Here is a 25135-nt window from a genome sequence, read left to right as displayed (position 1 = left end):
TTAGCGAAAACATTTTAGAATTGTTTGACATTTCATTTTTGAGTGTTAGAATAAAGCATATTAAATTGTTATTTACGGTAGCAGGTTGCGGGAGCGCGACCACCGTTTTCGTTTAGTTGAGCTTAGTTGAGTAAATTGTTGAATAAGAAGAGTAGCATTTATTGTTTTGTCCAGAGAGCGTATGGATGGTGAAAATACGCCAAAAGGTAAATGTGAATGGGCCTTATGAAAGCTGCTGGCGCTAGTCGGTGGACGGTACCCTGCCGTTATCAGGTTTAAGTGGAGGCATGGCTTTTTTGGCATGCTTCAAACGAGGTGGCAACGCGGTGCAGATCGTCCTCAGCAAAAGTTAATTCTTTTGCTGAGGGCGATTTTTTTTATTCAGCAAACTTTAATTACAAGATTGCTAAATAATCCGAATCGTAAAGGCGTAGTTTATTTCAAAAAAGGAGTGTTTCAAATGGTAGTTCAGCAACATTTTCGTACATCAATGAAAAAAGTAAATGGGGATTTACTGACACCGATTTCTATTTTCCAGCGATTGCAAGGTGAACGGAAGTTTTTATTGGAAAGTTCCTCTAAATATGATGGCAATGGACGCTATTCGTTCATCGGGGTCAATCCCCGCAAAACATATATCGGGACAGATGATCACCTCTTAGATCATACGCATCATTCAAAAAAAGCCTACACATATGAAGGTGAACTGATCCAACTCTTAAAACAAGCGATGCCGCGCATTTCGTCACATACGGAATATCCGTTTACTGGTGGCGGGATTGGCTATATTCATGCATTGCAAAAGCCATTGCCTGAACTGCAGTTTCACGTTTACGATACACTCGTTATTTTTGATCATTTAACAGATGAAATCGCTGTTTTCCATACAAATATTGAAGCAGAGCAAGTAGAGCCAAACATTGATCAGTTGATTGAACAGCTGTTTACAACACCAACACCTGAACAGTCAGCCTACACATTGCAACATGTCGAAAAAGATGAAAATGAACGTTATCGCGCACAATTTACAGGTGACGCCCTTTCTCTTTATCGAAAAATGCGCATTGAGCACGCTGCACCATATATGTACTATGTCGAATTTGATGATTGCACAGTAATCGGTACGTCACAATCAAACTACATGCAAGTAAGGGACGGAAATATTTCCGTTACGAATGATGCACCGTCAATTGAACGCTATAGTACGGAAAATTCAGTGCAACAACTTGCCAATGTTACAACAGGTACGTTAAGCCCTACCCTTCATGCAATCGATGTCGTGAAAGGGCTATTACCAGCACAAGGCTTGATCGGCTATATCGGCTTTAATGGGCAAGTCGATTTCACAACACCTGAACAGACGATAATAATTCAAGGAAATGTCGCTCAGCTTCATTCGAAAGCAGATGAAGAAGTGCCATTCCACTCTTTACTGAAAGGATGATGAACATGTCTTTACTTCCATACATTGAACAGATTGAGCGAAAAGAGCACTTAGTTTTTGAGGAAATGCAGCAGGCGGCACAGCTTATTTTTAATGAGCAAACACCGAAAGAACAGATCGCCTCCTTTTTAACAGCCATGAGTGCAAAAGGAGAAACGGCACACGAAGTTGCAGGTTTAGCTTCTGTAATGAAATCACATGCCGTTGCCGTCGACGTACCGGAAGGCATTTATATCGATAATTGTGGCACAGGTGGCGACGGACTTCAAAGCTTCAATATTAGTACGACTTCCGCTTTTGTATTGGCAGGAGGAGGCATTTCGGTAGCGAAGCACGGCAACCGAAAAGTATCAAGTGCTTCAGGAAGTTCGGATGTGTTAGAGGCACTTGGCATTACGCTACTGCCGAATATCGAGCAAACATCCGAATTACTCAAACAACATGGTATCGCCTTTTTACATGCACCGAATATGCATCCAAAATTAAAACGGATCGGTGAAGTGCGACAGGCAATCGGCAAGCCGACGATTTTCAATTTAGTCGGCCCCCTGACAAACCCTGTTCCATTAAAAACACAGTTTGTCGGCATTAACCGACCGAACTTCACGATGGATTATGCGGAAGTGCTCCATATGCTTGGACGTGAGCGTGCAATCGTCGTATCTGGTGCACAAGGAATGGATGAAGCATCACTGGATGGTGAAAACACTTTTGTGCTGTTAGACCGCGGGGATATGATTCCATTTAAACTGCGCGCTGAAGATGTCGGCTTAGCCGCACAGCCACTTTCTGCAATACGCGGCGGCACTCCTGCAGAAAATGCGGATATTATGCGTGATTTATTAAAAGGAAAACAAAGCGTGTATTTCGATACAGTTCTCTTAAATGCCGGCATTGGCTTCTTTGCATATGGGCTTGCCGGTACGATGAAGGAAGGAATCGAAATGGCGAAGGACAGCATTTTGTCCGGACGCGCTTATGAAAAGTTAGAAAATATCGTTGCTTATAGCCAAAAACAGATGCAGGAGGAACCCGTAAAATGACGATTTTAGACCGTATTATTGACCAAAAAAAGACTGAGTTGCCACAATTGCTTTCGACAAAGCCTATGTTTTTATCAATTGATAAGGCCCGACCTTCTTTATATGAAACATTGATGTCAGCCAATTCATTGCAAGTCATTTCGGAAATGAAGCGTGCCTCCCCTTCCAAAGGTGATATTGCGACAGAAGTCGACCCTGTTGAGCAAGCTTTACAATATGAAGAAGCAGGTGCTGCCTGTATTTCCGTATTGACAGAGCGCGCATTTTTTAAAGGTAGCTATGCGGATTTAAATGCAGTTGCAAATGCCGTAAACATCCCTGTTTTATGTAAAGACTTCATCATCCATGAAGTGCAGATCGACTATGCAAAGGCAGCCGGCGCATCGGTTGTACTGTTGATTGTCGCAGCATTAACAGACGTTCAGCTGAAATCCCTCCACGCCTATGCGACAGAAAAACAGCTTGAAGTGCTCGTTGAAGTACATGATGCCGAGGAATTAAAGCGTGCCCTTGCCATTGGGGCAAACATCATCGGGGTAAATAACCGGAATTTGAAAACATTCGATGTTTCACTTTCAGCAACACTTGAAATTGCGCAGCTTCTTCCCCCATCACCGATTGCCTTTATTAGTGAAAGCGGCATTTTAGGTCCGGAAGATGCACAGTTTGTGGCGAATGCTGGCGCAAAAGGAATATTAGTCGGCGAGGCATTAATGCGGAGCGGAAATGTCAAAAAATCACTTAAAGCCCTACAAATCGACATAACAGCAAAGGTTGGCGAAAATCGATGACAAAAGTAAAAATTTGCGGATTAAAAGAAATCGAACATGTGGAAACAGCGGTCCAAGCAGGTGCTGATTTTATCGGATTTATGTTTGCGCCCAGTAAACGACGCATTACAGTAGAGGGAGCAGTGGAACTGGCAAAGGCAATTCCGAGTACAGTTAAAAAAGTCGGGGTTTTTGTCAATGAAGAATCAGCCACTATTCGTCAAATTGCAAAAGAAGTCGGACTCGATTATATCCAGTATCACGGGGATGAGACGCCCGAACAAATTCAGGAGATCGGACTGCCGGCAATTAAAGCGTTTTCGATTCATGGCGAAGAGGATGTGATGCGTGCGGCGACATATGATGTGGACTACTATTTGTTTGATGCGCCTGGAAGTGACTTCCGTGGAGGGAGCGGAAAATCCTTTGACTGGATGCTCCTCGATAAAGTGAAAATCCCGCTTGAAAAGGTTATTTTGGCAGGCGGATTAAATAATGAAAATGTTGGGCTGGCGATTATGCTTGTCGAGCCATTTGCGGTAGATGTTTCAAGTGGTGTAGAAGTAGATGGTCGAAAAAGTTCAGCAGCGATTACGAGTTTTATTGAAACAGCAAAAGGAGAGTTGATTTTATGACGACAGTAAAAGGACGCTTCGGGCGATTCGGCGGTCAATTTGTACCCGAGACATTGATGACTTCACTTGAGGAATTGGAACTTGCATATGAGGAAGCAAAAAAGGACCCCTCTTTCCAGGAAGAACTTGACTATTATTTAAAGCAATATGTCGGACGGGAAACTCCACTTTATTTTGCGGAGCGTTTAACAAAAAAAGTCGGCGGTGCAAAAATCTATTTAAAGCGTGAAGATTTAAATCATACTGGCGCACATAAAATAAATAATGCGATCGGCCAAGCACTTTTAGCAAAGCGTATGGGGAAGAAAAAGATTGTCGCTGAAACAGGGGCAGGTCAGCATGGTGTCGCAACAGCAACTGCGTGTGCATTGCTTGATATGGAATGTATCGTTTATATGGGGGCAGAAGATGTACGCCGTCAGCAACTGAACGTTTTCCGTATGGAGCTGCTCGGGACAAAAGTTGTTGCAGTAGAAAAAGGTTCCGCAACATTAAAAGATGCGGTTAATGAAGCATTGCGTCACTGGGTTACTCATATAGAAGATACGCATTACATTTTAGGATCAGCACTTGGGCCACACCCCTTCCCTACAATTGTCCGTGATTTCCAGCGTGTTATTGGGGATGAAACACGTGCCCAAATTTTACAGCAGGAAGGACGTCTTCCGGATACAGTTATTGCTTGTATTGGCGGCGGCAGTAATGCAATCGGAATGTTCTACCCGTTCGTGGAAGATCAGGATGTTGCATTATATGGCGTGGAAGCTGCAGGTTCCGGTGTTAATACCGACAAGCATGCGGCAGCAATTCATGTTGGAAAAACAGGTGTCCTTCACGGTGCGTTCATGTACTTATTGCAGGATGATAACGGTTTTGTTCAAGAAGCCCATTCAATTTCAGCAGGACTTGATTATCCGGGAGTTGGACCTGAGCACTGTCATTTACATGAAACAGGTCGTGCTGCCTACCCTTCTGTTACCGATGAACAGGCACTTGAAGGTGTGAAGCTGTTATGTGAAACAGAAGGAATCTTGCCTGCATTGGAAAGCGCGCATGCCATTTACTATGCAAGTCAATTTGCCAAGAACCGTCCTGCTGATGAAATTGTTGTTGTTTGCTTATCAGGTCGTGGAGACAAAGATGTTCATACATTAATGGATAAACTTGGAGGTGGCTTGAAATGACATTGCAAAAACAGCTCGAAGACGTATTAGCAACAGGGGATAAAGCATTTGTTCCTTATATTATGGCAGGCGATGGCGGGCTTGAAACGTTAAAACCTACTATATTAAAGCTGCAGCAAATCGGGGTTTCCGCAATTGAGGTCGGCATTCCATTTACCGATCCTGTAGCAGATGGACCAACGATTGAACAAGCCGGTGAACGTGCACTTGCCCACGGTGTGTCATTGAAAAAAGTACTAGCTGAACTGCAAAGCTTTGCACAGGAAATCCATATTCCCCTCGTTGTCATGACTTACTTAAACCCGATTTTAGCTTATGGAATTGAAGCATTTGCCGAGGATGCAAAACGCGGTGGTGTTCAAGGGCTGATTGTACCGGATATGCCTTATGAAGAAAGTGCTTTATTGCATGATGCTTTAAAGGTAAACGGCATTGCGCTTGTCCAGCTCGTATCATTGATGAGCCCACCTGATCGTATTAAGAAATTAGCCGCAGCAAGTGAAGGCTTCGTTTATGCCGTTACTGTAAATGGTATTACCGGTGAACGTGCAAGCTTTGCCGCGGAACTTGCCGGGCACTTTGCAAACTTGAAAGCAGCGAGCAATATTCCGGTTCTAGCAGGATTCGGTATTTCTACGACGGAACATGTAAAAAGCTTCGGCGACATTGCGGATGGCGTAATTGTCGGCAGTAAAATTGTTACGGCACTCGTTGAGCAAGACTGGGCAACAATAGAAGCCCTTGTACAGGCGACGAAGAAGACGGCCGCAATTTAATTGCCGCTTATGATAAAGGATGCAACGGCTTGGTGAATAGGAGGTTTTCTCCTACCCAATCAGCTCTTTTGCATCCTGCTTTCTTCTATATATTACATTTCCTTTATATGGTATCCTTTGATTAAATCCTATTTAGTGGAGGTTCAAAATGAATGTAAAGGACTTTTTTGCCGGTTTGTTTTTTATTGGACTGGCGGGTTATTTTATTTACGCATTAGTCGCTAATATGCCGAACCTTTTTATTGAAAGTACAACTGCTTGGCAATATTTCGTTGCTTTCTTTCGTGTTGCACTCATTATTTTCCTATTCAATTTAGGACTCTCCCTTATGAAACGCTTTTTCGTAGGCGGGACGACGAAAAACGGGAGCGCTCGGTAAAACGATGCGTTCCCGTTTTTATTTTTCATTTACTCTTCTTCATTTAATGTTTCGCTAAATGCACCTTTAAAATCAGCATCTTTAATTGTAACATTCGCTTCTTTCAATAAACGTGCCTCTACTGTTTCCCACTCAGTATTCGCAACAATTCGCTCTCTCAATGTCTTTTTGATTTCTTCTTTTTGCTCTTCCAGTAAAGCATAGTCTTTCACTTCACGTTTATCTACTAGCTGAATAATTTCAAAGCCTAAAGTACTTTCCACCGGCTCTGATACTTCTCCAGTTTCTAACGCATATGCCGCATCTGCAAATGTTGTCTCCATATCGGAAATTGACAGCCAACCTAGATTGCCGCCGTTTTCAGCTGTTTCGCTATCTTGTGAGCTTTCTTTAGCAATCGTTTCAAAATCGCTCCCTTCCGAAATCTGCTCATACAATTGCTGTGCCTCTTCTTCCGTCTCGACTAATATGTGGCGTGTATGAAGCTCATATTTTCCTTGATCATAATAGGTCTCGATTTCTTCCTCTGTTACTTCAACATCTTCCATCGCTTTTTGCTGGAGCAATTGGAAGCGTATTGTGTCCTTGAATGTTTCTTCTGTATAGCCATTCGTCGCCAAAGCCGATTCAAAGCTTTCTCCGTACATTTCTATATACGTTTCGAGCTGTTCCTCTATTTCTTTGTCCGACACTTCATACTGATCCGTTAAAATTTTATCAATTACGACTTGTTCCAAAAGAGTTGTTCCGGCTATTTCTTTCATTTGCTCATAAAATCCGGATTTTGTAATATCCCCGTAAGCCGTTGTTGCGACAATCTCGTTATCTGTATTACCACATGCCGCCATTAAAAATGAAGCCGTCATTGTGATACCGATTAAAGTTTTTTTCATTAGTACACTCCTTGTTTTTAGGCTGTGAAGTTGCCGTCATAGCTTAACATTACCGCTGATGACACACCTTCTACTTTTGATAATGTTGATACGAAAGCAGCATCGTTCCCTTTTAAGCGTACTTCATATGTGACTTCCATTTGTTCATCATTCATTACCGATTTTGATTTTAGTAAATAACGTTTTGAAGCTTCTTTCAATAATCTTTCAATTACTGCATTCGTTTCTTCATGCTCAAAACGTACTACAACTAAGTACGGATTTTCGATCACAATTTTATTTTGGAAAACAATGATGACTACTCCAATAATGACGGAACCGATTACCGCTAAAGGAATAAATCCTGCACCACATAAAATTCCGACTACTACTGACCAAAACAGGAATATTAAATCCATCGGGTCTTTAATCGGTGTACGAAAACGAACGATTGATAATGCACCGACCATACCAAGTGATAATAAAACGTTTTGACTGATCCCCATAATGACAAGCGCTGTTGCCATAGCCATAATCATCAACGAAATATTGAACGAATGAGAGTACACAACGCCGTTAAATGTTTTCTTATAAATGAAGTAAATAAACACACCTAATAAAAAGGCACTTGCCAGTCCAATTAATGCATCGATTAAAGAAAAGCTGGACGTCTTTTCTAAGAAACTCGATTTAAAAATATCATCAAAATTGGTGATATTCGTTGCTGCTAATAATGTAAACACTTAAAATTCCTCCTATATTTAGCCGAACATGCGGCTTAACTGATATTTTGAGTACGCTTCATGGCGCGTATGAATGCCTTGCAGTAACATTTTAATAATTGACGGCAAGTATTCGTCATACTTTACTTCCAAAATGACTTCATTTTGATCAAGTACATCGACCATTGGTAAGTTTTTGTCGAACATATCGATATTGCGCAAGCTTGTCTGTACCTTGCTATCGAATGTTATACGCACATTGCCATGCTCATACAAGTAGGCTTCACGTTCATAGTCGACAACGGTCGTTGGTTTCAGGTGATAAAGTCTGATGTCTTTGTACAAATCTCGGATTAATGAACGCTCATCACCTTTCATCCATTCGAAATCATTTACACGCAATTGCTCAAATTCTTTTTTTGTCAGTGGACATTTAGATTTGTATGTCTGGTTATTGCGCTTCGATTTGCGCTCAAGATGAATAACCGCATCGCTTTTGTTGTATATTCGCACCCGGTATTTATCCCGGTTTAAAAAGCCTTCCTTCTTTTCGTTCATTACCTTATTGTCGAAGTTGTCGAAATAACAGGAACGGATGAGATAACGGCCGTTTGCATTTGCATGCGGATCGAGCTTCATCATATGACGCAGCTTCATTTTTAAAATTTGATAGTCAATATACGTAATCCCAAATTTCATTTCACTGCGGCCATTTGGATTATAGGATGTTTTTTTTCGCACCATGCTCACCCCTTTTTATATTTTCTTCTGCTTAGGATTACAACAGCACCGATTGCGATAATGACTGCTGCAAAGGAAGCTGCCAATATGATGATCGTTTGTTTTGAACTCCCTGTTGCCGTGTCGTTTGTACGTTGCTGCCCTGGCATACCATTCATTTGGGGCATGTTCTCGAAATTGGATAATTCTCCGTTCATTTCCGGTGGTCCGCCCTGTGCTCCGTTTTCACCGTTCGCGGGTAGCTGTCCATTTCTTTGTGGACGATTACCGCTCCCTTGATTGGCATTCCCTTGCCCGTTGTTCCCGAAATCCGGTAGGGCTTGGCCGTTCATTTCAGACATTTCACCATTCATTTCACTGCCCGGGGCCCCGCCAAATCCTGATCCTGCACCTGATACACCTTCAATTTCACCGGCAAGCTGCTTTAAAATCGATTCGCTGCGCTGTTTTGCAAATTCCGGCAAGCTTTGTTCACCGCTCACTCCTGCCAGGAATTGCTCTGTCGTTGCAAATTTGGATGGATCCTCTTCTACTGCTTCCTGCAGCAAATCTTGTAATTTAGTTGTAATCTCAAGTACATTTTGTTCTGTTAAAATTTCAGCCGCTATTTTTTCTAAATAACCGTCATATAACGCCCGCGCTTCTTCGTTCTCTAAAATAATTTCCAATAATGGACGTGCATCAACGGTTGTTCCCGATACAGGCTCCGTAATACTGAAATTAATATTGGAGTCAGTTATGATCGTTTCGTTAAGCATCATACCGCCGCCACCCATATCACCGTTTATCTGTGGCGGATTGTTTGTGGGTTCTTCTGTTTGTGCTTCGTTATTTTGCCCGGCATCGGCATTGACTTTCCCGTCCGGACGACCGCCTCCACCGCCAAATCCACCGAATGACATGTTATAATCCCATGGAATAACCGAGAATTGTCCATTTTCATCTTCATATAAATAGTAGTTATGCTTGAATGCGCCTTGATAACTGTCCATGCTGACAAGTGCCGTATTTAATGCGAAATAGCGTGCTGCCTCGTCAATATTTACCGAAGAGGTGTCACCCTCGCTAATTTCTTTCAGCATGTTGACAACATTTGAATTTTTTTCAGCCGTTTTTTTGTTCATTTTTACTTCATCAAAAATTCCGGCGTAATCATCTGTATCATCCGATTTATAGGCTAAATCACTGCCATCGCCTTCTGGTTTAAAAATAAACCCTTCTGTCGATCCGAAATTTGTTTTCGCAAAGGCTTCTCCAATTTCTTCAACGGCAAGCATCAGTCCGTAATATTCACCATTCACAAGCACTTTTACATAAGAGTGTGCTGGTGTCACGATTCCCACCTGTTCCATCAGTTCGTATGAGACAAATTCCTTCATTTGTGTTGTATCTGAAAAGTTATTGTTTAAATTGATTTTCTCCAAACCGTAAAACGTCTGGTTCGTATCATATTGAGCAAAATCCACTTTTAGACTGTAACGCTCTGAATCGCTGTTCGCCACACTTGATAATGAGGAGTTCCCTTTTGCACGAACACCTACATTGTCATATGCTTCACCGTTAATCGTTACTTTTGCTTCCACATATTCCTCGGCAGTTGGATTATCCAAAATTTTATTCCAGTTGCTGTCACTCACTGTTATTTCTACGACGCCGAGTTCATCTTCTTTAAATAACTGCTCTTTATAGTCATAGCCTGCTGTCGGTTTTTCTACATTAAAATAATTAAGCCCATAGACTGCAGCTATCACGACGGCAACCGTTAAAACAATCGGCACAACTAGCCATCTTGTACGCACTTTCAAAGTCATTCCTCCTTACAAACGTTACAATACAGAGGAAAAATGAAATGAAAATGAAAAAATCGTCCGGATAAATAAAAAACTCAATTTTCCTCCAGAAGAGAAAAGTTGAGTTTTTTGATTCATGTATTTTGTTTTTGTTGCGGAAGACTTTTTAATAAGACTCCTCGCCTATTTTTGAACAATCGGCAATTCAACAGTAAACGCTGTCCCTTCGCCTAGCTCGCTTTTTACTGTAATTTGCCCGCCATGCAAATCAGTAATGACTTTTGCGATGGCAAGTCCGAGCCCCGTTCCTGATTTATTGCGTATTTTATCTGCCCGGTAAAACCTTTCGAAAATATGAGGCAAATCTTCCGCCGCAATGCCGATACCGGTATCTGCCACTTCGATTTTCACGAAGCTTGTTTCCTTATATGCGCGAACATGAACCGTACCTTCCGTCGTATAGATCACTGCATTTTTCAATAAAATATAAAGCAGTTCTTCTACCAATATTTTATCCGCTTCAATCGTCAAATCCTCTTCAATATCGAGCTGAAATGATAGATGTTGCACAGTTTTGGCAAAGCGGCGTGTTCGCTGAATGAGTACTTTCGATAAATCCACTTCATTGATTGTCAGCTGAATTTGATTTTGATCCGAACGTGTTAACGTAAGCAAACTTGAAAGCATGTCATTCATATAATTCGCTTCATTTTTCATATCATCCATCGTATCTGTTGGATAATCGGTTTCCTTTTGCTTCATCTGCGCTTCGAATAATTCCAGCGAGCTGTACAGTACGGCAAGCGGTGTCCGGAGCTCGTGGGAAGCATTTGCTACGAATTGGCGCTGTTGCTCATACGATGTTTGAATTGGTGCCATCGATTTTTTCACTAGGAAATAACTTAATATCCCGATGCCGATACTTGAAACAGTCAGAAGCATGATAAGTAAAATAAGCACGTTTTGTAACAGTTCTTCATATGTCGTGACATCTTGGCCAACTGCGATATAGCCTAATGTCTCCCCTTTCATGCGCACAGCCTGTGTCATGACGAGCAATGTTTCGCCTTCGTAGTCATATCGTTTAAACTGTTTCGTCTCTACCGGCGTTAAATTCCCCTGCAATACTTCATTGAATCCGGCATGCAACTCTTCTCCGTACAGAATCTCCAGATCACGGTTAATAACATAAAAGAAGCTCACTTGATCGACTTCAAGTTCAAAACGCTGAGGAGGCTTCGGTGGTCCGTTATAAATATTGAAAAACTTATCAATATTGTTAGCCGCATAACTTTCAACCATATTTTCCTGCACTTTGTTCAAAATTTGCGCAAAAGATATATAGAAAACAATTAAAAACAGCACGAGAAAAACAAAATAGCTGATGGCATTCATCCATGTGAGGCGCATTTTTATTTTTCTAAACATCGCTGTCCCTCAATTTATAGCCAAGTCCGCGAATACTTTGAATATAGGACGGCTCATCTTCCATATCGATTTTCTTGCGCACTAGACGGATGAGTGCTGCCAGCGTATTTGTGTTGGCATTATCGTCAATGTCCCAAATATAGTCGAGCATCTGTTCATGTGTCAGTACTTGTCCTCTGTTTTCAATTAAATATTCGAGCAGCAGAAATTCATTTTTCGTCAGGCTTACTTCGAAATTCTCAATAAAAACGGTCCGCTTGTTTTTATTAAGCTTCAGCGAACCTACGCTGACTTCCTCTTCCACCATTTTGTTTTTCCGACGCAACAGTGCCCGGACTCTTGCGCGAAGCTCCTCCATTTTAAATGGCTTCACCATATAGTCATCCGCGCCATTATCCAATCCTTCGATAATGTCCTCCGTTGCATCTTTTGCCGTCAGCATTAAAATTCCACCATCAAATCCTTTGCTCCGTGCATACCGGCAAACTTCAATCCCTAAAGCTTCCGGCATCATCCAGTCGAGCACGAGCAGATCGTATTGATAGTACTCAATTAAATCCTTCGCTTCTGCTCCATCAAACACGGAATCAACCGCATAAAAATCGAGCTTCAATATTTTCGCGATGTTATCACACAATGTATGATCATCGTCCGCTACTAAAATTCGCAATTTCCGCACCTTCTTTAATTGAAATCAACTTGCCATTATTTTTGCACACCTTCCCTTTTTATTCTAGTAAAAATATAAAAAAGGAACGCCCGGTAATTCAGAGCGTTCCCATCATTTCAAATTACAGTTGAAGCTGTGGATAAATTTCATTCACATTTTCACGTAACTTCGCCTTTAAGAACTTCCCGACAGAAGTTTTCGGAATTTCCGTTAGGAAGACGATATCATCCGGCAGCCACCACTTTGCAAATTGGCCTCCCAAAAATGCTATAAGTTCCTCTTTTGTTGCATAGGCCCCCTCTTTCAAGACAACACATGCCAGCGGACGCTCTTGCCATTTCGCGTGTGGAATAGCAATGACTGCCGCTTCAAATACCGTTTCATGCGACATAAGCGCATTTTCCAAATCAACGGATGAGATCCACTCACCACCGGATTTGATTAAATCTTTCGTTCGGTCTGTTATTTTAATGAATCCCTCTTTTGAACGAACCGCGATATCCCCTGTATACAGCCAACCATCAGAAAAGGCTTCCGCTGTACGTTCATCTTTATAATATTCCGCCGCAATCCATGGACCACGCAGACGCAGCTCGCCCATTGTTTCTCCGTTCCACGGCACTTCACCGTTTTCATTGACGATGCTCGATTCAATTCCTGGAACCGTTAAGCCTTGCATTGCGCGTGTTTCAATTTTTTCATCCAATGACCAGTCATTCATATGTGACATATCACGTGACATCGAAACAATCGGTGAAGTTTCCGTCATGCCGTATACCACAATATAGTTGACGCCCATTTCTTCGTACTTTTTAATAAGGCCTTTTGGTGAAGCCGATCCTCCACAGAAAATTTCCTGTAATGTGGATAAATCACGGGCTCTTTTTTCCTGTTCCTGCAATGCGCCAAGCCAGATTGTCGGTACACCCGCCGTTTTCGTTACATTGTACTGCTCAATGAAATCCAGTATTAGGGGCGGGGTAAATTGAGGACCGATCAATACTTGCGTAGCCCCTACATTCACTGCTGCAAACGGCATTCCCCAAGCGTTGACATGGAACATTGGAACAATCGGTAAAATCGTGTCACGTTCTGAAATTGCCATCGTATCCACCATTGAAATCGACATGGAATGCAGCACGAGCGAACGATGTGTATACACAACCCCTTTTGGATTCCCTGTTGTTGCACTTGTATAGCACATGCTTGCCGGCGCATTTTCATCCAAATCTTCCGGGAATGCAAAGTTTTCATCTGCTTCTTCCAGCAATGCTTCATATGACAGTACATTCGGCAAAGTCGTTTCCGGCAATTCCCCATCCGTCATAATGATGTAATGCTCGATTGTTTTCAATTCCGATTGTACTTCCTCAATGAGCGGCACTAAATCTTCATCTATTAAAATTATTTTATCTCCCGCATGATTAATAATATACGCAATATGTTCCGTTGACAGGCGAATATTGACCATATGCAAAATTGCACCTGCGCATGGAACCGCAAAATACGCTTCTAAATGGCGATGCTGGTTCCAGGCAAATGACGCAATTTTATCACCGCGCTCCATGCCCAGCTTTGTTAATGCATGCGCTAGCTTTCTTGTACGCTTTACCCATTGCCCGTATGTAAGGCGATGAACCTTCTTTTCACTTGTACGTGAAATAATTTCTTTGTGTGCATAATACGTTTCTGCACGCTTGACCATATCTGTTAGAACGAGTGGTGTTTGCATCATCAATATATTTCCCCCTTTTATGAGGCACTATCTTTACCGGCAATCCCCATTACCAATAAAACGCCTCCTAATTTCTCCCACAATATCATTTTAATATAATATACTGAAAAATAAAAATATTTTGTTAATAATGCAGCGATTTCATTTTACTAGAGAACCGAATATTACAGAATTTTGCTTTTAGGGTCTCCCACATCGAGGCTTTCCACAGGCACCTATATAAAAAAGCGAGTGAACTGCTTTTCAACAGTTTCACTCGCTTCTATAAGTTAAATCGCGTTTTGTGCTAATCGTACTTTTAGTTTTTCCAGCATATCGACCGTCATTTTTTCCAGATCGTAGCTAGCCTTGAAGCCCCATTCTTCAATCGCTGCCGATGAGTCGATTGCATTTGGCCAGCTGTCCGCAATTGCCTGACGGATCGGGTCGACATCATAATCCATTGTAAAGCTTGGAATATGCTTTTTAATTTCGGCTGCGATTTGTGACGGCTCAAAGCTCATCGCCGAAATATTAAATGCATTGCGGTGCACAAGCTTTGCAGGGTCCGCTTCCATTAAATCAACAATAGCCTGCAGTGCATCCGGCATATACATCATATCCATATACGTACCTTCCGCAATATACGATGTGTAGCGTCCTTCCAAGATTGCTTTATAATAAATATCTACCGCATAGTCCGTCGTTCCTCCACCAGGTGGCGTCACATACGAAATCAGCCCCGGGAAACGGACACCGCGTGTATCCAGCCCAAAGCGTGTGTAGTAGTAGTCGCATAACAATTCGCCTGCTACTTTATTGACACCGTACATCGTTGTTGGACGTTGCAGTGTATCTTGTGGTGTATTGTCCTTTGGCGTAGAAGGACCAAATGCGCCGATTGAGCTTGGCGTAAAAAACTGCATATCAAGTTCACGCGCCACTTCAAGTGCATTCATTAAACCGCCCATATTTAAATTCCAGGCGAAAACCGGATTTTTTTCTGCTGTTGCCGAGAGTAATGCAGCCATGTGTATCATCGTGTCTGCACCAAAATCATGGGCAAGTGTGTGCATGCGTTTCCCATCTGTTACATCCAATACTTCAAATGGACCTTCATGCTGATCAATCTTTCGAATATCTGTTGCCAATACATTATCTGTGCCATACGTATGGCGTAATTTCTCTACTAATTCCGAACCAATTTGACCTAAAGCACCGGTCACCATAATTTTCTTCACGCTGAAGCCTCCCTATCCTTTAAAAGACAATTTTCAGCCTGTTACCGCTGAATATACCGTCTATTATTTCTCATCTATTAAAACAAATGTCCTTGTGGAAAATACATAGAACCATCCGTAAAACTTGATGTTCAAACATTTTCATGAAATTCATTATATGGTGTTCTTTTCTAAAAAACAATATTTAAAAAATATTCTTTTTCAGCAATACATTTGTACGTGTGAAATATTCGAATAGAAAGATTACTTTTATACGAATGGCTCTGGTTGTAAAATCGAGAGAAATTTAATTTCCCTTTCTAACATTGGGTTGATTTCCATTCCAGGTCGGACGCTTTCCGCGGGCACGAGGCCAACACGATGTTGGTCACAAAAGCGTTGCCACAGGACGTGGCGTTCTTAGCTTTTGTTCCTTTTGCTCAGGCGTCGGTGCTCCTGACGCTTCGCTTTCGTCGCAAAATAAATTTTGCTGTTCCCGCTGGAAGCTTGCTTGTAGCGAAAGGTGAAACCGTCAGCACGAACACTCGCCTCCCCTCATTCCAATCAACTTACTTAATATCTGGTTTTATCATCTTATTTTTTATTGGACGATTAGAAAGTCTACTCATCCAAGAGTGCTTCATAAATATGGCGGAATTGAATTCTTTCGCTGTTTGCCAGCTTGACGTATTGTTCGTGGATGTTGATTTTTTGAATTGCTCCGGAAACTGTATAAAGGCCTGTTTGCTCCCATACTTTTAGTTGGATCGGGCAATGCTCTGTGTAGGCTCGCTGCAGATTGATGTTAATTTGTTCTAACTGGGCTTCGTCGAGTTGGGGTTGGGTAACAATTGTGTCCTCTTCCTGCCATTCACGCAATAGTTGGACATGCTCCGGCAGCATCATTGCGCTCCATTTAATTGTTCCTCTATCTTTGTTCATCGCCTTCACTCCTTATTGTTTATGCCCGCCTACTAGTTTAGCGCGTGTGAGTGCAGTGCCGGCTTCCGTATAGGAAACAGCACGCAAAATCGCTGTTGTGCCGTATTTTGTACGTAAACGGTCCATCGTTTCTCCGAGCTTGCGGTTGCGCCATCTCATCTCATCAAACAGACTGAGCTGCATCGAATATTCACTTTCAATATTGCTTAATGTAATCGTAACTTTGCGTGCCGGTCGTTCTGCATAAAATTCGTCGAGCAGCTGCTTGCATACTTCGAAAATTTTCATTGTATCGTTTGTCGGCTCATCAATTGTGCGGGAACGATGAAATCCGCCTCCGAAGGCATCTTTACTGTAGCTAAGCCCTAATGAAATCGTCCGCCCAATTTTTTTCGCTTCCCGCGCCCGCCTTGCCACGTCTTCACACATTTCCAGCAATACGACTAAAATTTCTTTTCGGCTGCGATAATCGCGCATCAGCATTTGGCCTTTCCCAAAGCTGATCTGCCCTTGCATAATCGGTGCTCCGACTGTCGAATGATCGATTCCCCATGCGTGGTAATAAAGCTGGTTGCCGAGAACACCGAAGCGCTTTTCAAGTAACGCTAAATCGGCATGCGCCAAATCATAGACAGAGTAAATCCCCATATGGTTCAGCGTTCTTTCCGTTCGGCTACCGATGCCCCACATTGTAGACAGCGGCATGATCGGCCACAGTTTTTCCGGTACATCATTATATGTCCATTTTGCAAATCCCGTCTTTTTTGCTTCGATGTCGAGCGCCAGTTTCGCCATCAGCATATTTGGGCCAAAACCGACTGCACATGGAATTTCAAATTGGTTGTAAACGAGCTGCTGAATATATTTTGCCGTTTCTTCGGGCGGTCCCCATAACTTTTCTGTTCCGGTTAAATCGATAAAACTCTCATCGACGCTATATACATGAATGGCCTCTTTTGGAACGAACTCATTGAACAGACGTGTAATTTCCATTGATATGCGAATAAATAACGACATCCGCGGCTCAAAAAGGCGAATATCCGGATGTGGCGGGATTTCGTATAATCGCGAACCTGTGCGAATATTAAAGCGCTTTTTCATCGGAGGGGACGCTGCAAGTACAACACTTCCCTTTTGCTGAAAATTTCCGACAATCGCAATCGGGACTTCCATTACATTTAAATTTTCAACTGATGCAATACAGCTTGCATAAAAACTGCGCATATCAATACAAATAATCGAACGTTCCGGCGCATTTTCATACATAAAGCTCATCTCCTTATATCGAACGTTTGTTCTTATATTAAAATGAGACGTGTGAGATGGCAAGTGGAAAGTAGTGGCTGTTTTGGTTGTTAGGGATTTTTTTCGGTATGAAAGAGTTATTTTGCTGCTTAATGTAAAAAAGCGCACTGGCATTATCCAGTACGCTTCTAAAACTTATTCTTTTATTACTTTTTCATAAAGACCTGGACGGCGATCTTCGTATACAGGGATGCGGCTGCGCACTTCATCGACCGTTGAAAAATCAACGTCAATAATCGCCAGCTCCTCATCTTCTGCGCCTGTCCAAAGCACCTCGCCCCATGGTCCGATAATCATCGACTGGCCATTAAAATTTTCCACTTTACGGGCAATACGATTTACCGCAACGACGAAGCACTGATTTTCAATCGCACGCGCCTGCAGTAATATTTTCCAGTGATCAATACGTGGTGTCGGCCACTGTGCTGGTATGAACAGTACCTTAGCACCGTCCAATGCATGAGAGCGCAGCCATTCCGGGAAGCGGATATCGTAGCAAATCGCTCCGCCCGCTTCGAGCTCACCTAATGCGAAACGGTTCATGTTACTGCCGGATTCCAAATATAAATGCTCATCCATTAAGCGGAATAAATGCACTTTACTGTACTCGCCGACTAATTCACCATCGCGATTGTACGTATACATCGTATTGTAAAACTTATCATCACGCTTCACCGATACCGAACCGCCTACAATATGTACCGCCAATTCTTTTGAAAGACTGCTTAGAAATGCTTTTGTACGTTTACCATTTTCGTCTGCCAGCTCTTCCAGTTTTTCGAGCGCATAGCCCGTATTCCACATTTCCGGCAATACGACGATTTCAGCACCGCCTGCTACCGCTTCGCGAATAAACTTCTCCGCGCGTTCATAGTTTTCATCTACCTTGCCAAAACCAACATTCAACTGAATACAACCAATTTTCATAACTGCCACCGCCTTAAAAATTCCGTGCGAATCAATTTTCGCTTATTCGTACTCATTGTAACATCTCACTTCAAGTTGTCAAAATCTTCACTTTACTTAAGTGAAGTTTTAGACTAACATTAACCTTACTATTTTTCAGAGGTGATAAAAAATGATTGAATTCTCGAAAAAGCTGCAACAATTACCACAACAGTTTTTCGCAGCACTTGTAAATAAAGTAAATGAAGCTCTTGCTGAAGGGCGCGATGTCATTAATTTAGGTCAGGGAAATCCGGACCAGCCGACACCGGCACATATTGTTGAAGCACTGCAAATTGCGGCAAACGACCCACAAACACATAAATATTCCCCATTCCGCGGTATTGCAGAGCTCAAGCAAGCGGCTGCAGATTTTTACAAACGTGAATATAATGTCGATATTGATCCTGCTACAGAAGTGGCTGTCCTTGGCGGAACAAAAATCGGTTTAGTCGAACTTCCGCTTGGGCTCCTGAATCCGGGTGACTATATGCTCCTTCCAGATCCGGGTTATCCCGATTACTTATCCGGTGTCGCACTCGCAGATGTAAAATTTGATACGATGCCGCTTCAAGAGGAAAATCACTTTTTGCCAGATTACGAAGCATTGTCCGCAGACATTAAACAACGGGCAAAATTGATGTATTTAAACTATCCAAACAATCCGACTGGCGGTATCGCAACACATGATTTTTTTGAACAGACCGTACAGTTCGCTAAAGAAAATAACATTGCGGTTGCCCATGACTTTGCTTACGGGGCAATAGGTTTTGATGGGGGGCGTCCGCCAAGCTTCCTGCAAGCACCAGGCGCAAAAGAAGTCGGTATTGAGCTTTATACATTGTCAAAATCGTACAATATGGCAGGCTGGCGCATCGGCTTTGCTGTCGGCAATGCAAAAATGATTGAAGCGATCAATATTATTCAGGACCATCTGTTTTGCAGCCAGTTCCCTGCTATTCAGCATGCAGCGGCCGTTGCACTGAACGAGGAGCAAGCTTGTGTACAGGAACTTCGTGCATTATATGAGCGTCGCCGCAATGTACTCGTTGAAGAGGCTCATAAAATCGGCTGGGAAATCACAGCTCCGAAAGGCTCGTTTTTCGCATGGCTCCCTGTACCTGCACCATATACAAGCGAGCTATTTGCCGACTATTTGCTGGAAAGAGCGGATATTGCCGTTGCAGCCGGTAATGGTTTTGGTGAATACGGCGAAGGCTATATTCGTGTCGGACTGCTCGTCGGTGAAGAACGTTTGCGCGAAGCAATGCAGCGTGTCGCAAAGCTTGGTCTGTTTGAGGAGACGGTTTTGAAATAACTTTTCATTGTATGGTTCTGCTATCAGAAATGCGGTGTTTTATTCGCCGCATTTTTGTTTTAATCCTCAGTTTTGACTCAGTAATCCTCAACCATCACTTAATAATCCTCACTTGCTCTCACATAATCCTCAGTCTCTATTTTATAATCCTCAATTCCATTTTTAATCCTCAAATCACAAAAAACTCAGCACCATAAAAACAGCGCTGAGCTTTACATCGTTTATTTAATTACTTCTAACTCGCGGCCTACTTTTTCATAAATCGCTAGTGCTTCATCGAGCATTTCTTTCGTATGTGCCGCTGTTGGCATATTGCGCACGCGGCCTGTTCCTTTTGGTACTGTCGGGAACACGATTGCTTTTGCGTACACACCTTCTTCAAGTAAACGTTTCGAGAATTGTTGTGTCAGCTTTTCTTCGCCGATAATACATGGTGTAATCGGTGTTTCCGAATCCCCGATATTAAAGCCAAGTTTTGCTAGGCCGTCTTTTAAATACTGACCGTTTTCCCAAAGCTTGTCATGCAGCTCAGTTGATTCCATAATCATCTCTACAGCACGTGTAATAGCCGCAACATCCCCTGGTGGTAATGCTGTTGAGAATAAAAACGGACGGGATCGAACTTTTAGCCAGTCGATCAGATTTTTCTTCCCTGCCACATAGCCGCCGACAACACCGATTGCTTTTGACAATGTACCGATTTGGAAGTCGATATCATGTTGCAGACCGAAATGCTTCACTGTTCCGGCACCTTTACCTGTAACGCCTGAACCGTGTGCATCGTCTACATACGTAATTAAATCAAATTCTTTTGCGATTTCCACGATTTCCGGAAGCTTGGCAATATCGCCGTCCATCGAGAAAACGCCATCTGTAATGACCATTACTTTATTGTAAAGGCCTGATTCTGTTGCGTCTTTTGCTTTTGCGCGTAAATCATCCATATCCGCATGCGCAAACGGAATGATTTTTGCTTTTGATAAACGGCAGCCGTCGATAATTGAAGCATGGTTTAATGCATCCGATAATATTGCATCATTTTTGTCCATAACAGCCGAAATTGCCGCCATATTACAGTTGAAGCCTGATTGATAGCTAATTGCTGCTTCTGTACCTTTAAACTTTGCTAATGTTTCTTCTAGTTTTACATGTAGATCAAGTGTGCCGTTAATTGTACGAACAGCACCAGCACCGACACCGTATGAAGCGATCGTGTCTTGAGCGATTTTCTTCAGCTCATCGTTCGTCGCCAAACCTAAATAGTTGTTTGAAGACAGGTTTACAAGCTGTTTGCCTCCAACTTTGATAATCGGGCCGTTTGCTCCTTCTACCGGATCGATTTCGTTGTATAAACCTTGTGCTTGTAGTGCCAGTAAGTTTTCATCTAAAAAGGTATTTAATACGTTTGACATGCGCGTTCATCCTTTCGATATCTATTTCCACTATATTTTAGCACAGAGGGGGAATTTTTTATGTAAGCGGCTCTCCGATTATTTCCTCAAGTTTTCTTTTAAAGAAAAACAGTGAAGGCTGAATGACATAACCTGTGCCGAGCGCTAAAATAACCGTCCCAAAACCAACAGGACCACCAAGCAGCCAGCCGGCGCCAGTCGCAAATACTTCCATAACAAGCCGCCCTGTTTTCACAGAATAGCCTTTACTCGCAATAATCATCATAATCGTGTCACGCGGGCCTTCGCCAAGACTTGCCGCGATATACAGCGCGCAGCCAATGCTCATCACAAAAAAGCCGGCTGTAAAATACGTAAGTTCCAGTACAAAAATACCTGTCTCTGGCAAGAGCCAATTGAACAAATCGATAAATGAACCAATGAACAGCATATTTAAAAACGTCGCAAGCTTCGGAATGCGCTTTAAATAAATCGATGTCCCGATAATAATCGTCAGACCCGTTAAAATGGACCAGGAACCGATCGTCAACCCAATTTGCTTGTAAAGACCAATATGGAATACATCCCATGGTGCGGTCCCGACAACATTCCCTTTAATCGTCATCGTGATACCAAGCGCCATGATCATCATTCCTACAAAGAAACTTCCCCATTGCCACTTAAATTTTTTCGACACAACAATCCTTCTTTCTATCAAGAAACAATCGATGCAAATTGCCCGTTCGTTGCCTGTTGTAAATCTTCCGGTGCAAGCTTAATCTGCATCCCGATTTTTCCGGAACTGACAATTATATAGTCAAGTGCAGTCGCCGCTTCCTCAATAATTGTTGGAAACAGCTTTTTCATCCCGATCGGCGAGCAGCCTCCCCGAATATAACCGGTCAAACCGAGTAGCTCTTTTACGGGCAGCATCTCAATTTTCTTTTGCCCTACCACTTTTGCGGCAGCCTTTAAATTCAGTTCCGCATCGACCGGGATAACGAAAACAAAATAATTGCCCTTTCCTGCAGTGGCGACCAATGTTTTATAAACATGTTCGACAGGCTGGCCAATTTTCCCGGCAACAGTCAATCCATCCACCGCTTCCCCGTCATTGATTGTATACTCAAAAATTTCATGTGCGATTTTTTTTTGCTCAATTAAACGAACTGCATTCGTCTTTGCCTGCTTCTTCGCCAAAAAGACCACTCCAAATTCTAAACTTTGGAAATATTATACCACTGAATGATTTGCTAAGTGCTGCTTAATGCAATTTTGTAATTTACTTAAATATAAAAAACCCACTCCATATGAGCGGGCTTATTTTCATGCAATTTGGGAAAAAACCGATTCCTCTGTCAAACGGTAACCGTTATTCACCATTGCAATATGAGCGCTGTATTTTTGTGCAGCTATGTTGAAGGAACGCTGAAATAACCGCTTTTCCAACTCTTGACCAAAGACCGTTTTCTCATCTGGATTACGTGCAAAATTTTGTTGGAACTTTTCCGGTATCGTAAAAGAAAGATTTTCGTTCGACAACGGAATTGCTTCCTCATCTTGTTCTTGCTCTGTAAGTTCTTTTTGAATGTTTGCCGGCGTTTGCGGAATGGAGGTTGAAACATTTGCTGCTGTAAGTAAATCTTGAGATGAAGGGACAGCAGATGCTAGATATGCATTATCCAGTGTTGGTGTTTGTGAATACGTGATGTCAGTTGGCAATGCAAGGTTTTCTGCCTGATCGGCATTGTCGCTTTTCAGCAAATCTTTATCTGTTTTACCGGAAAGAAGGTTTTCAAGCACCCTCAGTAGCGGGTTTTTACTTGGATCCGTATATTGTGCATGCTTTTTATATACTTCGCCTGCCTCTTTGCGAAGCTGGAAACGTCTTCTTTCATCTAACTCTGAACTAAAGCCTCGTGCCAAGCTAGAAATCTTCATCTTCTTCACCCCATTTGTAAAAGTTGCATTAATTTTTAATTAATATATCAACATATACCGCTTTTATATAGAAGATATTCAACAATTGTTCATATTCAGAACTTTCCTACCAACCTGTTCTGCATTATTCACCTATAAAATGGACTATTTTTTCATTAATTTCAAGTACCCATTACCTATAAAAACCAATCTTTACACCGCCTTTATAATGCCAAAACAATTGCTGTTTACAATTAAGAATCATAAATAACTTCAGGTAGGAGCATTCCATGAAAACTTTAGTAAATTCAAAACCGAACTATCCGGTCGACTTCAAGGAAATGATGCAGCGGTTTCTGTTAAAGAATAAAATGATCCGCCATCTATCCCAGTCAATAGCATTGAAAAATATCATTGCGCAAGAAGCGATGAATACATATTTCCAGCCTATTTATGATGTGAAAAGCAACACGACATTTGGTTTTGAAGCATTGAATCGTCCGATGGCACTGAAGCTTTTTCAGTCGGCCGATATTTTCTATGAATTTGTTGGACAAACGGATAAAGTATTTCTGTTTGAGTGTTTTTGCCGTAATCTTTCGCTCGTGCGCTATCATAAAAAATGGCTCAATTACAATAGGAAGAAGGATTTCACGTTGTTTATCAACATACACCCGAATGTTTTGCTCGATAAAAATTATCATAGCGGTGAAACGAGAGCTTTGCTGGAAAAATTGAATATTTCCCCTGAGCAGGTCGTTTTCGAATTGACGGAGCGCAGTGCTGTCGGGGACTTCGAAGAGTTTGCACGGGTCCTTTCCCACTACCGGTCACAAGGCTATCGCATTGCGGTGGATGATGTCGGTTCCGGCTACAATAGTTTAAAAACATTAATTTACTTAAAGCCGGAATTCATTAAACTGGATCGCTCACTAATTCAAAATATCGATCAGCATAAAGCACAGCAGCAGCTTTTAACGGTCATTTTAAATTATGCGATTGAATCGGGGACAAAGGTAATTGCTGAAGGGATTGAAACAAAATCGGAATATGAATTTATCCAATCAGTTGGCGTTCATTATGCTCAGGGCTATGCAATCGGACGCCCTCATCAAGATTTAATTGAAGGAAAAAACCCTTGCTATGAATGAAGTTCGGCAATATAAAATAGGCGACTGAATTATCCAAAATGGAGTTCAGCCGCCTAACATTATTGATTAATACCCATTGAAATTCACAAATTCCCCGACCGGTTTACGGTAACCACGGGCACGTACTTTATCAACACTTTTCCCTATCGTAATCATCATTATCGGCTCTAAATGATCCGGAATATTAAACTCTTTTCTTAGTTCATCGACATTATGGACATGCATTGGACATGTATCGAATCCGTAATGCTTGGCGCTCAGCATAAAGAGCATAGCGTGAATACCGGCATTGCGCACTAATTCTAAATTCAATTCATGCGGATTGTTTTTTAAGCCGTCACTATACCCTTTAATCAATTCCATCGTCATATCATACTCCACTTCATCCATCATCTTCAGCATTTTTAATGGACTGTAAATTCTTTCGACTTCCGGCATTTCAATGCTGTTCTTATTGCCCATAACAATCACAACACCGCTTGCTGTATGGATTTTATATTGGTTGTAGCTTAATTCTTTTACTCTTTCCTTCTTCTCTTGATCTGTAATGACCAGGTAATTCGTAAACTGCAGGTTGTATGCGCTTGGAGCCATTTTTGTCAGCTCAAATATATTTTTAAAATCTTCTTCTGTCATTTGTTCAGTTTCTATAAAGTTCATTGCGGAATGGCGAGATTTTACTAAGTCTTCAAAGTTCATACTGTGCTACCTCTTCCTTGTATATTTAGTTTGAATTAAAATATCTTTATTTCGAGACAAATTTACCATATTATGA

At 42.0% G+C, this 25135-nt stretch carries 25 protein-coding genes and 1 other annotated feature; of the genes, 9 read left to right on the top strand and 16 right to left on the bottom strand.

Annotated elements, in window-relative coordinates; genetic code table 11:
- The first annotated feature begins 129 nt into the window (after positions 1–129).
- Positions 130–344, top strand: a binding site (T-box leader).
- 116 nt (positions 345–460) lie between these two features.
- The 7 genes from MHB58_RS02690 (at position 461) to MHB58_RS02660 (ending at position 6231) form a co-directional block, all read left to right on the top strand.
- Positions 461–1444 (top strand): metal ABC transporter ATP-binding protein, encoded by a 984-nt coding sequence (locus MHB58_RS02690; protein ID WP_014824765.1) that lies wholly within the window; start codon positions 461–463, stop codon positions 1442–1444.
- Positions 1445–1449: 5 nt separating this feature from the next.
- Positions 1450–2487: an anthranilate phosphoribosyltransferase gene (gene trpD, locus MHB58_RS02685; RefSeq protein ID WP_014824766.1), complete on the top strand. Its 1038-nt coding sequence runs from the start codon at positions 1450–1452 to the stop codon at positions 2485–2487.
- Positions 2484–3278, top strand: a complete 795-nt coding sequence (gene trpC / locus MHB58_RS02680) for an indole-3-glycerol phosphate synthase TrpC (RefSeq protein WP_065216642.1) — start codon at positions 2484–2486, stop codon at positions 3276–3278. The genes trpD and trpC overlap by 4 nt, the downstream gene beginning before the upstream one ends.
- Positions 3275–3892 (top strand): phosphoribosylanthranilate isomerase, encoded by a 618-nt coding sequence (locus MHB58_RS02675; RefSeq protein WP_340734621.1) that lies wholly within the window; start codon positions 3275–3277, stop codon positions 3890–3892. The genes trpC and MHB58_RS02675 overlap by 4 nt, the downstream gene beginning before the upstream one ends.
- On the top strand, positions 3889–5076 hold the full coding sequence (gene trpB / locus MHB58_RS02670; RefSeq protein ID WP_008404594.1) for a tryptophan synthase subunit beta: 1188 nt from the start codon (positions 3889–3891) through the stop codon (positions 5074–5076). Before MHB58_RS02675 ends, trpB begins: the two co-directional genes overlap by 4 nt.
- Entirely contained in the window at positions 5073–5852 is a 780-nt protein-coding gene (trpA, locus tag MHB58_RS02665; RefSeq protein ID WP_014824770.1) for a tryptophan synthase subunit alpha, read from the top strand. The genes trpB and trpA overlap by 4 nt, the downstream gene beginning before the upstream one ends.
- A 148-nt stretch (positions 5853–6000) precedes the next feature.
- Positions 6001–6231 carry a sulfate permease gene (locus tag MHB58_RS02660; protein WP_340734620.1) on the top strand — a complete coding sequence of 77 codons (231 nt, stop codon included), beginning with the start codon at positions 6001–6003 and terminating at the stop codon, positions 6229–6231.
- 29 nt (positions 6232–6260) lie between these two features.
- Here the strand turns inward: MHB58_RS02660 and MHB58_RS02655 are convergent, their stop codons facing one another.
- From MHB58_RS02655 to MHB58_RS02605, 11 genes are all read right to left on the bottom strand, one after another.
- Entirely contained in the window at positions 6261–7124 is an 864-nt protein-coding gene (locus MHB58_RS02655) for a peptidylprolyl isomerase (protein ID WP_014824772.1), read from the bottom strand.
- 17 nt (positions 7125–7141) lie between these two features.
- Positions 7142–7846 (bottom strand): DUF4956 domain-containing protein, encoded by a 705-nt coding sequence (locus MHB58_RS02650; protein WP_065216647.1) that lies wholly within the window; start codon positions 7844–7846, stop codon positions 7142–7144.
- 18 nt (positions 7847–7864) lie between these two features.
- Positions 7865–8569, bottom strand: coding sequence for a polyphosphate polymerase domain-containing protein (locus MHB58_RS02645; protein ID WP_340734619.1), 705 nt, complete (start codon positions 8567–8569; stop codon positions 7865–7867).
- Between the two features lie 2 nt (positions 8570–8571).
- Positions 8572–10377, bottom strand: a complete 1806-nt coding sequence (locus MHB58_RS02640) for a CotH kinase family protein (RefSeq protein WP_340734618.1) — start codon at positions 10375–10377, stop codon at positions 8572–8574.
- Positions 10378–10539: 162 nt separating this feature from the next.
- The gene (locus MHB58_RS02635) at positions 10540–11784 is read right to left on the bottom strand and encodes a sensor histidine kinase (RefSeq protein ID WP_340734617.1); all 1245 of its coding nucleotides are present in this window, start codon (positions 11782–11784) and stop codon (positions 10540–10542) included.
- Entirely contained in the window at positions 11777–12463 is a 687-nt protein-coding gene (locus MHB58_RS02630) for a response regulator transcription factor (protein WP_340734616.1), read from the bottom strand. Before MHB58_RS02630 ends, MHB58_RS02635 begins: the two co-directional genes overlap by 8 nt.
- Before the next feature lie 112 nt (positions 12464–12575).
- Entirely contained in the window at positions 12576–14189 is a 1614-nt protein-coding gene (locus MHB58_RS02625; protein WP_340734615.1) for a long-chain fatty acid--CoA ligase, read from the bottom strand.
- 269 nt (positions 14190–14458) lie between these two features.
- Positions 14459–15409, bottom strand: coding sequence for an L-threonine 3-dehydrogenase (locus MHB58_RS02620; protein WP_014824779.1), 951 nt, complete (start codon positions 15407–15409; stop codon positions 14459–14461).
- A 600-nt stretch (positions 15410–16009) separates the two neighbouring features.
- On the bottom strand, positions 16010–16330 hold the full coding sequence (locus MHB58_RS02615) for a YolD-like family protein (RefSeq protein WP_014824780.1): 321 nt from the start codon (positions 16328–16330) through the stop codon (positions 16010–16012).
- Between the two features lie 12 nt (positions 16331–16342).
- Positions 16343–17596: a Y-family DNA polymerase gene (locus MHB58_RS02610; protein WP_014824781.1), complete on the bottom strand. Its 1254-nt coding sequence runs from the start codon at positions 17594–17596 to the stop codon at positions 16343–16345.
- Positions 17597–17770: 174 nt separating this feature from the next.
- Positions 17771–18562 carry a carbon-nitrogen family hydrolase gene (locus MHB58_RS02605; RefSeq protein WP_340734614.1) on the bottom strand — a complete coding sequence of 264 codons (792 nt, stop codon included), beginning with the start codon at positions 18560–18562 and terminating at the stop codon, positions 17771–17773.
- 151 nt (positions 18563–18713) lie between these two features.
- Between MHB58_RS02605 and MHB58_RS02600 the strand changes: the two genes are divergently transcribed.
- Positions 18714–19898, top strand: a complete 1185-nt coding sequence (locus MHB58_RS02600) for a pyridoxal phosphate-dependent aminotransferase (protein WP_445683144.1) — start codon at positions 18714–18716, stop codon at positions 19896–19898.
- A 221-nt stretch (positions 19899–20119) separates the two neighbouring features.
- Here the strand turns inward: MHB58_RS02600 and MHB58_RS02595 are convergent, their stop codons facing one another.
- From MHB58_RS02595 to MHB58_RS02580, 4 genes are all read right to left on the bottom strand, one after another.
- Complete coding sequence (locus tag MHB58_RS02595) at positions 20120–21310, bottom strand: glycine C-acetyltransferase (RefSeq protein ID WP_008404622.1); 1191 nt, start codon at positions 21308–21310, stop codon at positions 20120–20122.
- Positions 21311–21368: 58 nt separating this feature from the next.
- Complete coding sequence (locus MHB58_RS02590) at positions 21369–21986, bottom strand: YczE/YyaS/YitT family protein (RefSeq protein WP_014824785.1); 618 nt, start codon at positions 21984–21986, stop codon at positions 21369–21371.
- Positions 21987–22003: 17 nt separating this feature from the next.
- Complete coding sequence (ybaK, locus tag MHB58_RS02585) at positions 22004–22489, bottom strand: Cys-tRNA(Pro) deacylase (protein ID WP_340734613.1); 486 nt, start codon at positions 22487–22489, stop codon at positions 22004–22006.
- Between the two features lie 126 nt (positions 22490–22615).
- Positions 22616–23230, bottom strand: a complete 615-nt coding sequence (locus tag MHB58_RS02580; protein WP_340734612.1) for a hypothetical protein — start codon at positions 23228–23230, stop codon at positions 22616–22618.
- Between the two features lie 269 nt (positions 23231–23499).
- On the opposite strand from MHB58_RS02580, the gene MHB58_RS02575 reads away from it, so the two are divergent.
- On the top strand, positions 23500–24360 hold the full coding sequence (locus MHB58_RS02575; RefSeq protein ID WP_339263683.1) for an EAL domain-containing protein: 861 nt from the start codon (positions 23500–23502) through the stop codon (positions 24358–24360).
- Positions 24361–24426: 66 nt separating this feature from the next.
- Here the strand turns inward: MHB58_RS02575 and MHB58_RS02570 are convergent, their stop codons facing one another.
- A complete protein-coding gene (locus tag MHB58_RS02570; RefSeq protein WP_014824789.1) occupies positions 24427–25059 on the bottom strand; it encodes a nitroreductase family protein in 633 nt (210 codons plus the stop codon).
- Positions 25060–25135 lie beyond the last annotated feature (76 nt).

The sequence above is a fragment of the Solibacillus sp. FSL K6-1554 genome (assembly GCF_038005185.1).
Lineage (GTDB): Bacteria > Bacillota > Bacilli > Bacillales_A > Planococcaceae > Solibacillus > Solibacillus silvestris.
This window is presented reverse-complemented; position numbering and strand designations above follow the sequence as displayed.

Bases quoted from the DNA above. Each gene is read 5' to 3' on its own strand.
- MHB58_RS02580 (WP_340734612.1), bottom strand. From the start codon at position 23,230: ATGAAGATTTCTAGCTTGGCACGAGGCTTTAGTTCAGAGTTAGATGAA.
- trpD (WP_014824766.1), top strand. From the start codon at position 1,450: ATGTCTTTACTTCCATACATTGAACAGATTGAGCGAAAAGAGCACTTA.
- MHB58_RS02615 (WP_014824780.1), bottom strand. From the start codon at position 16,330: ATGAACAAAGATAGAGGAACAATTAAATGGAGCGCAATGATGCTGCCG.
- MHB58_RS02605 (WP_340734614.1), bottom strand. From the start codon at position 18,562: ATGAAAATTGGTTGTATTCAGTTGAATGTTGGTTTTGGCAAGGTAGAT.
- MHB58_RS02675 (WP_340734621.1), top strand. From the start codon at position 3,275: ATGACAAAAGTAAAAATTTGCGGATTAAAAGAAATCGAACATGTGGAA.
- MHB58_RS02655 (WP_014824772.1), bottom strand. From the start codon at position 7,124: ATGAAAAAAACTTTAATCGGTATCACAATGACGGCTTCATTTTTAATG.
- trpB (WP_008404594.1), top strand. From the start codon at position 3,889: ATGACGACAGTAAAAGGACGCTTCGGGCGATTCGGCGGTCAATTTGTA.
- MHB58_RS02660 (WP_340734620.1), top strand. From the start codon at position 6,001: ATGAATGTAAAGGACTTTTTTGCCGGTTTGTTTTTTATTGGACTGGCG.
- MHB58_RS02575 (WP_339263683.1), top strand. From the start codon at position 23,500: ATGAAAACTTTAGTAAATTCAAAACCGAACTATCCGGTCGACTTCAAG.
- trpC (WP_065216642.1), top strand. From the start codon at position 2,484: ATGACGATTTTAGACCGTATTATTGACCAAAAAAAGACTGAGTTGCCA.
- MHB58_RS02645 (WP_340734619.1), bottom strand. From the start codon at position 8,569: ATGGTGCGAAAAAAAACATCCTATAATCCAAATGGCCGCAGTGAAATG.
- MHB58_RS02570 (WP_014824789.1), bottom strand. From the start codon at position 25,059: ATGAACTTTGAAGACTTAGTAAAATCTCGCCATTCCGCAATGAACTTT.
- MHB58_RS02640 (WP_340734618.1), bottom strand. From the start codon at position 10,377: ATGACTTTGAAAGTGCGTACAAGATGGCTAGTTGTGCCGATTGTTTTA.
- MHB58_RS02635 (WP_340734617.1), bottom strand. From the start codon at position 11,784: ATGTTTAGAAAAATAAAAATGCGCCTCACATGGATGAATGCCATCAGC.
- MHB58_RS02595 (WP_008404622.1), bottom strand. From the start codon at position 21,310: ATGTCAAACGTATTAAATACCTTTTTAGATGAAAACTTACTGGCACTA.
- trpA (WP_014824770.1), top strand. From the start codon at position 5,073: ATGACATTGCAAAAACAGCTCGAAGACGTATTAGCAACAGGGGATAAA.
- MHB58_RS02690 (WP_014824765.1), top strand. From the start codon at position 461: ATGGTAGTTCAGCAACATTTTCGTACATCAATGAAAAAAGTAAATGGG.
- MHB58_RS02600 (WP_445683144.1), top strand. From the start codon at position 18,714: ATGATTGAATTCTCGAAAAAGCTGCAACAATTACCACAACAGTTTTTC.
- MHB58_RS02625 (WP_340734615.1), bottom strand. From the start codon at position 14,189: ATGATGCAAACACCACTCGTTCTAACAGATATGGTCAAGCGTGCAGAA.
- MHB58_RS02610 (WP_014824781.1), bottom strand. From the start codon at position 17,596: ATGTATGAAAATGCGCCGGAACGTTCGATTATTTGTATTGATATGCGC.